Genomic DNA, 10,744 nt, shown 5'->3' with positions numbered 1-10,744 from the left:
GGCCCGAACTCGTCCCCCGGGCGGGCTACTTGACCGAGCCCGCCATCACGCCCTGCACGAAGTGCCGCTGGAAGGCGAAGAAGACCACCACCGGAACCACCAGGGACAGGAACGCCCCCGGCGCCAGGACGTCGATGTTGCTGCCGAACTGGCGGATCTGCGACTGCAGTTCCACGGTGAGCGGCTGCGAGGAGCTGTCCGCGAAGAGCAGGGCCACCAGCATGTCGTTCCAGACCCACAGGAACTGGAAGATGGCCAGGGAGGCGATCGCCGGGCGGCCGACCGGCAGGACCAGACGGGTGAAGATCCGCCACTCGGTGCCGCCGTCCATACGGGCGGCCTCCAGCATCTCCTTGGGCATCTCGGCGAAGTAGTTCCGCAGCAGGAACACCGCGAACGGCAGGCCGTAGGCGACGTGGAACAGGACGACGCCCGGGATCGTGCCGAACAGGCCGAGCTGGCCGAAGAGTTTGGCGACCGGGAGCAGGCCGATCTGCACGGGCACCACCAGCAGGGCCACCACGAGCAGGAAGACCGCCTCGCGGCCCGGGAAGTCCAGCCAGGCGAAGGCGTACCCGGCGAGGGCGGCGAGCACCACCACCAGGACGGTCGTCGGCACCGAGATCAGGACCGTGTTCCAGAAGGCCTGCGTGATCCCCGAGTTGCCGAGCAGGGCCGAGTAGTTGTCGAAGGACAGCTGCCCGGGGCTGGTGAAGACCGTCCACCAGCCGCCCTTCGCGGTGTCCTCGGCGGACCGCATCGACGACAGGAACAGTCCGGCCAGCGGGGTCAGCCAGACCAGGCCCACGACCACGAGGAAGGCCTGCACCAGTGAGTTGCCCAGGCCGCGCCTGACCGCGTTCATCGCTGACTCCTCTTGAAGCGGCGGACGTTGAAGACCATGGCGGGGATGACCAGCAGCAGGAGCAGGACGCCGAGGGCGCTGCCGAGGCCCTGGTTGTTGCCGCCGCCGAACGACACCAGCCACATCTGCGTCGCGAGCACGGTCGCGTCCTCCTGCACCGGTCCGGGCGCGATGATGTAGACGAGGTCGAATACCTTCATCACGTTGATGACGAGGGTGATGAAGACGACGGTGAGGACCGGCGCGAGCAGCGGCACGGTGATCCGGCGGAAGATCTGCCACTCGTTGGCGCCGTCCATCCGGGCCGCCTCCAGCGAGTCCCGGGGCAGGGCGGACAGGCCCGCGCCGATCAGGACCATCGCGAACCCGGTCCAGATCCACAGGTACGCCCCGATGATCGCCGGGGTCACGAGCGTGGGTCCGAGCCAGGAGATGCCCTCGTAGGGGGCGACGAAGTTCGAGGCGGGCAGCCGTACCGTGTACGCGCCGTCGTCCAGGTCGTCGAAGCGGAAGGAGCCGTCGGACGCCGTGGTCGTGGTGGCGGCGGTCTCCCCCGCGCGCACCGCCTCGACCCTCATCTCGGGCAGTCCGCTCTCCCGCCGGTCGACGGCACCCTGCTTCCCTCCCCCGCCGGGGGTGAAGTCCAGGTAGACGACGCCGGTCAGCTCACCGGCGCCGGCCGTGCGCCGGGCGGCCTCGTACGCCGGCCGGGCGCCGTCGGGCAGGTCGGCGGGCAGGACGCCGACCAGGCCCAGCGTGACGCTCTGGCCGGGCGACACGGTGCCGGTCGTGCGGTAGGCGCCGTCGGACGCCTTCGTCAGACCCTGCCCGTCGCGGGCGCGGGCCGTGGGGTAGGCCGAGGTGTCCTGGAACATGTCGTGCACGGAGACCGCGGCGGCGTTGAGCACGCCCTTGTCCGGGTCCTCGTCGTAGGCGAGCCGGAAGATGATGCCGGCGGCGAGGAAGGACACGGCCATCGGCATGAAAAGCAGCAGCTTGAACGCCGTCGCCCAGCGGACCTTCTCCACGAGCACGGCCAGGATGAGGCCGAGACCGGTGAGCAGGGCCGGGGCCACCACGACCCAGATCGTGGTGTTGCGGATGGCCTTGAGGGTGGCCGGGTCCCGGAACATCTCGGTGTAGTTGTCGCCGCCCACGAACCGGGTGCCGGAGGCGTCGAAGAAGCTGCGGCCGACGGAGAACAGCACCGGGTAGACGACCAGGGCGCCCAGCAGGAGCAGCGCGGGCAGGACGAAGAGCAGGGCGATGACGCGGGCGCGCCGCCGCGAGCGCCGGGCGCGGGTCGCGGCGGGGCTCGCGGCGGGCGGCCGGGGCCCCGCCTCGTTGACGAGGGTCGCGGTCATGACGGGTCAGCCCTGGCCCTCGTACGCCTTGGCGGCCGCGGCCTCCAGCTTGGCCGCGGTCCCCTTCGGGTCGGACGGGTCGCGCAGGAAGTCCTGGAGGAGCTTCCACTCGCCGGCGCCCTTGGTGCCGCCGAAGGCCGCCGGGGCCTGGTCGGACATGTCGAAGCGGACCGAGTCACCGGCGGCGACCAGCGACTTGGCGGTCTCACGGGTGACGTCGTCGCCGTACGAGGCGAGGTCGACGTTCTTGTTCGGGGACAGGAAGCCGCCGGCCTCCGCCCACACGGCCGCGGCCTCCGGGGTGGCCAGGTACTCCAGCAGGGCCATGCCGGCCTTCTGGCTCTTGCCGTCCTTCAGGACGACGGCCGCGTCGCCGCCGCTGACGACGGGCGGCTTGCCGGCGCCGACCGCCGGGAACGGGAAGAAGTTCGCGTCCTCGCCGATCTTCCTGCCGAACTGGTCCTTGGCGACGCCCGCGACGAAGTCGCCCTCGTAGACCATGCCGGCCTCGGGCTTCGGGCCGAACACCTTCTCCACCGAGCCCGGGAAGTCGGTGTTCAGGGCGCCCTTCTGGCCGCCCGCGATCAGCTGCTTGTCCTTGAACAGCTCGCCGAGGGTGGTCAGCGCCTTCACCACCGAGGCGTCGGTCCACTTGAGCTGGTGCGTGGCGAGCGCGTCGTACTTCTCGGGGCCGGCCTGGGAGAGGTAGACGTTCTCGAACCAGTCGGTCAGGGTCCAGCCGTCCTGGCCGGCGACGGAGAAGGCCGCGAGCCCGGAGTCGGAGACGGTCCGCCCGGCCTTGAGCAGGTCGTCGTACGACGTGGGCGGCTCGACGCCGGCCTGGGCGAGGGCGTCGGGGCTGTACCAGACGGTCGACTTGTGCGCGGCCTTGAAGTAGAGGCCGTAGAGGGTGTCGTCGACGCTGCCGTAGTTCTTCCAGACGGGCGCGAAGTTGGCGTCCACGGACTTTCGGGCGGTGGCCGACAGCGGCTTGAGCCAGCCCTTCTGCGCGAACTGCTTCAGGACGCCGACCTGCGGGACCATCACGACGTCGGGGGCGTTCCCGCCCTCGATCTTGCTGCCGACGACGGTGGAGACGTTGTCGCCGGTGGAGACGAACGTCGTCTTGGCGCCGGTCTTCTCGGTGAAGGCGTCCAGCACCTTCTGGAAGTTCTTCTGCTCGGTGCCGGTCCAGACACCGGCCACGGTGACCGTCTGACCGTCGAGTGCCTTGTCGCCACCGCCGGCCGAGACGGGGTCGCCGCCGCAGGCGGTCGCGCCGAGCGCCAGGACGAGGGCGGTACAGCCGGTGAGCAGGGTGGTACGGCGTCGCATCATCATCGATGTCCCTTCGGGGAATGGGAAGAACGGCCGGAGGTTCCGGAGATTCGTCAGGTGCGGGGTTCAGGGAGCAGGGGTTCAGGGAGCGGGGGACTCGGTCCCGTCGCTCATCCACCAGGCGGCCGTGGAGCCGGGCAGCACGCCGGCCGGGCAGGGGCCGCTCGACAGCAGCGGGGTGCCGGAGACCGGCGCGGAGGTCGGTGCCGTGCCGAAGTTGACGGCGCAGACCAGGCCGTCGCCACGGGCGAAGGCCAGGACGCCGGGCGGGCTGTCCAGCCAGCGCAGTGTGCCCTCGCCCAACTGGGGCAGTGCGGAGCGCAGTTGCAGACCGTCGCGGTACAGGTGCCAGAAGGAGCGGGTGTCGGCCAGCGCCCGGTCGGTGGCGTACTCGGCGAAGTACTCGGGCTGGGGCAGCCAGGGCTTGGCGCTCTCCACACCGGAGGTGAAGCCGAACGGTGACGCCTGTCCGGACCAGGGCAGCGGCACCCGGCAGCCGTCGCGGATACGGGCGCGGCTCCCGGTGCGGCGGAAGATGGGGTCGGTGAGGACGTCGTCGGGCAGGTCCACGACCTCGGGCAGGCCCAGTTCCTCGCCCTGGTAGATGTACGCGGCACCGGGCAGCGCCAGCATGAGCAGCGCGGCGGCGCGGGCACGGGCTGCGCCGAGGCCGCTGCCCTCGGGGGCGGGCTCCCCGTAGCGGGTGACGGTGCGGACCTGGTCGTGGTTGTTGAGCACCCAGGTGACCGTCGAGCCGGTGCCGGCGATGTCCTGCATGGCCTCGGAGATGACCTTGCGGAAGGCGTCGGCGTCCCAGGGGGCGCTGAGCAGGTCGAAGAAGAACGCCTGGTGGAGTTCGTCGGAGCGGACGTACAGGGCGTGTTCGCGGGCGGTCGGCACGGACACCTCGCCGACGAGGAGCCGTTCGCGGCCGTCCCGTTCGGTGTACTCCTCGCATATGGAGCGCCAGGAGCGCCACACCGCGTGCACCTCGGGCTGGTTCCAGGCGAGCGGGTTGACCGAGTCGCGGGTGCGGGCGTCGGCCTCCGGGTCGTCGGAGTCGGGGAGTTCCGGGTGCTTGAAGAGGCCGGCGGCGACGTCGATACGGAAGCCGTCGACGCCCCGGTCGAGCCAGAAGCGCAGGACCCGGTCGAACTCGGCGCCGACCTCGGGGTTGCGCCAGTTCCAGTCGGGCTGCTCGGGGGTGAACATGTGCAGGTACCACTGGCCGGGCCGTCCGTCCGCCTCGGTCACCCGGGTCCACGCCGGGCCGCCGAACATGGCGTGCCAGTTGTTGGGCGGCTCTGCGCCGTCCGGGCCGCGGCCGTCGGCGAAGTGGAAGCGGGCGCGGGCCGCGCTGCCGGGACCGGCGCTCAGCGCCTCCTGGAACCACCGGTGCTCGCTGGAGCAGTGGTTGGGGACGATGTCGAGCAGCACCTTGACGCCGAGCCGGCGGGCCGCCGTGACCAGCAGGTCGAACTCGGTGAGGTCCCCGAAGAGCGGGTCGACGTCGCAGTAGTCGGCGACGTCGTAGCCGTGGTCGTGCTGCGGCGAGGGGTAGAAGGGGCTCAGCCAGATCCCGTCGACCCCGAGCTTCTTGAGGTACGGCAGCCCCGCGCGGACCCCGGCGAGGTCGCCGACACCGTCGCCGGTGCTGTCGAGGAAGCTGCGGACGTAGACCTGGTAGATCACCGCGTCGCGCCACCAGTGGTACTTACTCAGCATGCATGCATGTTAGGTAGCCGTTAACGAGGGGTGTCAATGAAATGGCACAAGCTACCGAACAGTTGGCGCGGCGAATCCGGGCATATCCGGACGCGATGCGAGTGGATGAGACGCCGCCGTTACCTAACAAGTAAGTAGGCGAGGGTGCCGTGACGGCTCAGCGCGCGATGGCGTCGAGCTCGCGCGCCAGCCGGCGCACCGCGGCCTCGGACGTGTCGTGCCCGGCCATCGCGTCCCGCACGACCGCCTGCACCACGAGGCTCACCTGGCCGTACCGCGGGCTCTTGGGCCGGGGTGCGGCCGTCCGCACGCTCTCGCGCAGCGTCGGCAGATACGGGAATCTCCGGACCAGCTCCGGGTCCTCGTACAGGTCGGCCCGCACGGGCGGCAGGGCGCCGCGCGTGAGCACCTGCCGCTGGACGTGCTCGCTGGTCAGATACGCGAGCAGCCGGGCCGCCGAGTCCGGGTGCCGGGCGTGGGTGCTGACGGCGAGGTTGGAGCCGCCCAGCACGCTCGTGCCGGGGCCGTCGGGCCCGGGCAGCGGGACGGCGCCGATCTTCCCGGCGACCGGTGAGCCCTCGGCCGACGCGACGGCGTAGGCGTACGGCCAGTTGCGGAGGAACAGCAGGCGCCCGTCCTGGAAGGCCTGCTTGGACTCCTCCTCCTTGTACGTGAGCGCCTGTTTCGGGATCCAGCCCTCGCGCACCCCGCGGGCGAGGAAGTCGATGCCGTCGCGGGCGGCCTCGGAGTCGACGGTGACGCGTTCGCCCTCGTCCCCGAGGATGGAGCCGCCCGCCGAGTAGACCGCCTCGGCGGCGTTGACGGTGAGCCCCTCGTACGGCAGGAACTGGCCCGCGTACCCGTCGAGTCCGTACTTCGGCGCGATCGTCCGCGCCGCCCGTTCCAGTTCGCCCCAGGTGCGCGGCGGGTCGACGCCCTCCTTGGCGAGGATGTCCTTGCGGTACAGCAGCAGGCCGGCGTTGGTGACGTACGGGACCGCGTACAGCCGTCCGTCGTAGGTCGCCGTGCCCACGACCGGCTTCAGGAAGGTGTCGAGCGGGAAGCGGTCGCGCTCCAGGGGGCGGATCCAGCCCTGCGCGGCGAACTCCGAGGTCCAGCTGACGTCGATGTTGAGGATGTCGAAGCGGCTGCGGTCGCCGCCGCGCAGGTCGGTGGTCATCTGCGCGTGGGTCTCGTCGGCCGAGTCGGGCAGTTCGACGAGGGTGACCCGCTCGTCGGGGTGCGTGCGGTTCCAGCCGTCCAGGACGGAGCCGAGATACCCGGTGAGGTCGCCCGCGGTGGCCAGGGTCATCGGCCCGCGGCCCGCTCCGGGACCGTCGTCGGCACGGGCTCCGGAGGCGACGTACCCGGTCAGGATCACGACCAGGACGAGAAGGCCCCTACCGGCGGCGTGGATCCACCGCATAGGTTCCTCCCTGTACACCTGGCACCGGGCGTCGTCGCCCGGGACAGAGGCCATGTATACCCGTTAGGTATGCGCGATACTAGGGCCTGCGGCACATTGGCTTGGGACGGGAGGAGAGTCACGAGTGCGGCTGCCCCTCCTGGCCCTGCTGGCGCGCGGCCCGGCGCACGGATACGAGCTGAAGCAGGACCTTGAGCTACTGCTGGGCTCCGCGTACCCTCAGCCGAACGTCGGCCAGATCTACGTCACCCTCGGCCGTCTCGAGAAGTCGGGACTCATAGAGGGCGAGGACGTCGCGCAGTCGGGCCGGCCCAACAAGAAGGTCTACCACCTCACCGACGCCGGGCGCGAGGCGCTGCACGCCTGGTTCGAGGAGACCGAGGACGAGCCTCGGGTGCGGGACGAGTTCTTCATGAAACTGGCCCTCGCCCCGCAGACCGGCCTCGCCGACCAGATCGCCCTCATCAACCGACAGCGGCGCCAGTACCTGAACACCATGCGTCACCTGTCGAAGCTGGCCGCCGCCGAGAACCGGGACAACCGCGTCGCGCATCTGCTCATCGAGGGTGCGATGCTGCACCTCCAGGCGGACCTCGACTGGCTGGAACGGTGCCAGGAGGAGCTGGAGGAGCTGGAGTGAGCGACGACCCCACTCCTGTGCTGCGCGCCGAGGGCCTGGTCAAGACGCATCACGGCGAAGGCGCCCCGGCCCATGCCGTGCGGGGCGTGGACCTGCGTGTCCGGCGCGGCGAGTTCGTCGCCGTCACCGGCCCGTCGGGCGCCGGCAAGTCGACCCTGCTGCATCTGCTCGGCGGTCTGCAGCGCCCGGACAGCGGCAGCATCTGGCTGGACGGCGAGTGCGCGGACGGCTGGCGCGAGGCCCGCTGGGCGGTCGAGCGCCGCAAGCGCATCGGCATCGTGTTCCAGTTCTTCAACCTGGTCTCCGACCTGTCCGTCGCCGACAACGTGGAGCTGCCCGCCCTGCTGGCCGGCGTGCCGCCGAAGCGGGCCCGCGCCGAGCGCGCGGACCTGCTGGCCGAGCTGGGTCTGGAGGGCAAGGAGCGCAGCATGCCGGGCGAGCTGTCCGGCGGTGAGCAGCAGCGCGTCGCGCTCGCCCGGGCCCTGGTGAACCGTCCGCCGCTGCTGCTGGCCGACGAGCCGGCGGGCAGCCTGGACAGCAAGGGCACCCGTGAGGTGATGCGGCTGCTGACCCGGTTCCACCAGCGCGGCCAGACCATCGTCCTGGTCACCCACGACGCCCGGCTCGCGAGCGCCGCCGACCGTGTGATCAGCTTCTTCGACGGCCGGATAGCCGACGACGCGGCGCTCGACGGCGGCGCCCCGCCCCGCCGGGCCGGCGCCTCCGGTGTGCTGGAGCTCAGGGACTGACATGCCGGAGTACGACCGCCGCCCCGCGTCCGGGCCGAGGGGCTGAGGCCATGCGAGCCACCCTGCGCTGGGCGCACTCCGATCTGCGCACGCACCGCGGCGAGGCCCTGTTCCTGGTGCTGGCCACGGCCGGGATCGTCGTCTCGCTGCTGCTGGCCACCGCCCTGTTCGGCTACGCCACCAACCCGTGGCAGCGCGTCTTCACCCAGGCGCACGGCGCGCACGTGTGGCTGCACACCGCGCCGTCCGCCGACACCGGCAGGCTGACCGAGCTCGACGGGGTCGAGTCCGTCACCGGCCCCTACCCCACCGCCTCCGCCACCCTCGCCTCCCGGGGCGCCCGTGCCGCCGTCGAACTGCGCGGCACCCCCGAGGAGCCCTCCGTGGGCCGCCCCCTGCTGACGTCCGGCCACTGGCTGGACCCCTCGAACCCGGACGGGGTGGTCCTGGAGAGCCGCCTCGCCCGCGCCCTGCTCGCCGCGCCCGGCGACACCCTCGCCCTGCCCGGCACGGACCGCACGGTGACGGTCCTCGGCGTGGCGGACAGCGCGGAGAAGCGCTACCGGCCCGGTGAGCAGCCGGGACTGGTCTGGGCGCAGCCGTCCGCCGTGCGCGATCCGAGAGGCCAGGTGGTGGCGCTGCGCCTGGACGACCCCGAGGACACCGACTACGCCGTCCAGCGCGCCGTGACCGTGCTGGGCGCCGGCGCGGTCAGCGAGGTCTCCACCTGGAAGCAGGCCCGGGCCGAGGCGCAGGGCGACAACCGGCTGCTCGGGCAGGTGCTGGGGCTGTTCGGGCTGGGCGCCCTGGTGGCGGCGGGACTGGCCGTGCACGGTGCGATCGGCACCCGGATCCGCGGGCATCTGCGGGACATATCGGTGCTGAAGGCGATCGGGTTCACACCGGGCCAGGTCGTGCGGGTCTTCCTGCTCCAGCACCTCGCGTACGCGCTGCTGGGCGCGCTGGCCGCCGCGGCCGTCGTGCAGGGCCTGGGCAGCCGGATACCGGGGCGGCTCGGGGACGCGGTCGGGGTGTGGCACGGGCTGCCCGGGCACACGGTGGCGCTGCTCGTGGTGCCGGCGGCGGTGGTGCTCTTCATCGGCGCGACCACCGGGCTGGCCGCGTGGCGGGCGGGACGGGTACCTCCGGTGCCGGTGCCGCGGCGGGCGTCCGCGCCCGGTGGGCGGCTGTCGGGTACGGCCCGCAGCGCGCTGGGCCTGCGGTTGCCGCCGGCGCTGGTGCTGGGCTGGCACCGGGCGTTCAGCAGGCGCCTGCGGTCCCCGGCCACGGTCGCGCGGCTGGCGCTGCCGCTGCTGCTGATCGTGGTGGCGATGAGCGCCTGGACCACCATCGAGCGCTTCGACGGCCGGCCCGAGCAGGTCGGCCTGCCGACCTCGCTCACCGTCCACGCCGACGCCGGGCTGACCGGCCGGTCCGCCCGGACCCTGCTGGAGGGCGACCCGCAGGTGGCGGCCGCCTATCCGGGCGTCGAGGTGGCGGCGCTGGTCCCGGGGCAGACGGCCACGATCGCGCTGCGCGGGCTCGGCACCCGGCAGGACCCCTACCCGTACTCCCTGGCCGAGGGAAGGGCCGCGACGGGCCGCGACGAGGCCGTGGCCGGCCAGGGGTTGCTGGCGCTGCTGGACGCGCGGGTCGGCGACTGGGTCCGGATCACCGTGGGCGACCAGCCGCAGATCCTGCACATCGTGGGCCGCAGCATCGAGCCGGAGAACGCCGGGCGGGTCATCTCCACCTCCCTCGACACACTCCGCGAGAACGACCCCGGGCTCGGTCCCACCCTCTACGAGCTGCGGCTGCGTCCCGGCGCCGACCCCGGCACGGTCGCCGACCGGCTGACGGCCGCCGGGCAAGGGCACCTGGACGTGCACGCGGTGCCCAACCCGGCCGACGGGCTCTCGCCGCTGCGCGGCGTGATCGTGGGTCTGATCGTCGTCCTGGCCCTCATCGGGCTGATCGAGCTGCTGACGGCGATCGGTGGAACGGTGCGCGAGGGCGAGCGGGATCTGCTGGCCCTCAAGGCGATCGGTCTCTCGCCGCGGCAGATCACGGCGATCACCGTCGTGTCGACGGCGTGCACCGCCCTGGTCGCGGCGGTCGTCGCCACCGGGCTCGGGGTGCCGCTCGCGCGCTGGCTCATCGACGCGCAGGGAGCGTCGAGCGGGATCGGCTCCGGCATCGCCGCCGGACCGTCGGCCCCGCTTCTGCTGCTGCTCGGCGTGGCGGCGGTGACGGGGGCGGCGGCCCTGGCCGCGCTCCCGGCGTCCCGGGCGGCCCGCCGCCGCCTCGCGGACACGCTGAGCGCGGTGGCCTGACCCGTCCGCCGCCCGCGGAGGACGGCGGACGGGAGCGGACGGCAGGCGGGAGGCGGACGGCGGGCGGGTGGGAGGCGGACGGACAGCCACGCGCCGCCCGCCTCCCGCGCCCGTCGTCACGCCCGGCCGCGCAGCTCCCGGTACCGGCTGACGAGGGCCTTCGTCGACGGGTCGAGTCCCGGCACGTCGGCGCCCTCGGTCAGCGCGGGCTCGACACGCTTGGCGAGGACCTTGCCGAGCTCGACGCCCCACTGGTCGAAGGAGTCGATGTTCCACACGGCGCCCTGCACGAACACCTTGTGCT

General features: G+C 72.5%; 8 protein-coding genes and 1 pseudogene. 3 read left to right on the top strand and 6 right to left on the bottom strand.

The features are described from left to right. Positions 1-25: 25 nt before the first annotated feature. From ACFV46_RS30385 to ACFV46_RS30365, 5 genes are all read right to left on the bottom strand, one after another. Positions 26-865, bottom strand: coding sequence for a carbohydrate ABC transporter permease (locus ACFV46_RS30385; RefSeq protein ID WP_361931312.1), 840 nt, complete (start codon positions 863-865; stop codon positions 26-28). Further along, positions 862-2,229: a carbohydrate ABC transporter permease gene (locus ACFV46_RS30380; RefSeq protein WP_385500581.1), complete on the bottom strand. Its 1,368-nt coding sequence runs from the start codon at positions 2,227-2,229 to the stop codon at positions 862-864. Before ACFV46_RS30380 ends, ACFV46_RS30385 begins: the two co-directional genes overlap by 4 nt. Positions 2,230-2,235: 6 nt before the next feature. Further along, a complete protein-coding gene (locus tag ACFV46_RS30375; protein ID WP_385500578.1) occupies positions 2,236-3,567 on the bottom strand; it encodes an ABC transporter substrate-binding protein in 1,332 nt (443 codons plus the stop codon). 81 nt (positions 3,568-3,648) lie between these two features. After that, positions 3,649-5,292, bottom strand: coding sequence for a glycoside hydrolase family 13 protein (locus ACFV46_RS30370; RefSeq protein ID WP_385500577.1), 1,644 nt, complete (start codon positions 5,290-5,292; stop codon positions 3,649-3,651). Between the two features lie 157 nt (positions 5,293-5,449). Continuing rightward, complete coding sequence (locus tag ACFV46_RS30365) at positions 5,450-6,718, bottom strand: ABC transporter substrate-binding protein (RefSeq protein ID WP_361936920.1); 1,269 nt, start codon at positions 6,716-6,718, stop codon at positions 5,450-5,452. Positions 6,719-6,842: 124 nt separating this feature from the next. Here ACFV46_RS30365 and ACFV46_RS30360 point away from each other — a divergent pair, with 124 nt between their 5' ends. From ACFV46_RS30360 to ACFV46_RS30350, 3 genes are read left to right on the top strand one after another with little or no spacing between them, the layout of a single operon-like run. Beyond that, positions 6,843-7,358, top strand: a complete 516-nt coding sequence (locus tag ACFV46_RS30360; protein ID WP_361936922.1) for a PadR family transcriptional regulator — start codon at positions 6,843-6,845, stop codon at positions 7,356-7,358. After that, positions 7,355-8,107 (top strand): ABC transporter ATP-binding protein, encoded by a 753-nt coding sequence (locus ACFV46_RS30355; RefSeq protein ID WP_151783457.1) that lies wholly within the window; start codon positions 7,355-7,357, stop codon positions 8,105-8,107. The genes ACFV46_RS30360 and ACFV46_RS30355 overlap by 4 nt, the downstream gene beginning before the upstream one ends. A 50-nt stretch (positions 8,108-8,157) precedes the next feature. Next, positions 8,158-10,440 carry an ABC transporter permease gene (locus ACFV46_RS30350; RefSeq protein WP_376727962.1) on the top strand — a complete coding sequence of 761 codons (2,283 nt, stop codon included), beginning with the start codon at positions 8,158-8,160 and terminating at the stop codon, positions 10,438-10,440. A 116-nt stretch (positions 10,441-10,556) separates the two neighbouring features. Here the strand turns inward: ACFV46_RS30350 and ACFV46_RS30345 are convergent. Then, positions 10,557-10,744 (bottom strand): annotated as a pseudogene (locus ACFV46_RS30345) (glucose-6-phosphate isomerase); the annotation flags it as partial.

It is taken from the genome of Streptomyces sp. NPDC059852 (assembly GCF_042731455.1).
In the GTDB taxonomy this organism is placed as follows: domain Bacteria; phylum Actinomycetota; class Actinomycetes; order Streptomycetales; family Streptomycetaceae; genus Streptomyces.
This window is presented reverse-complemented; position numbering and strand designations above follow the sequence as displayed.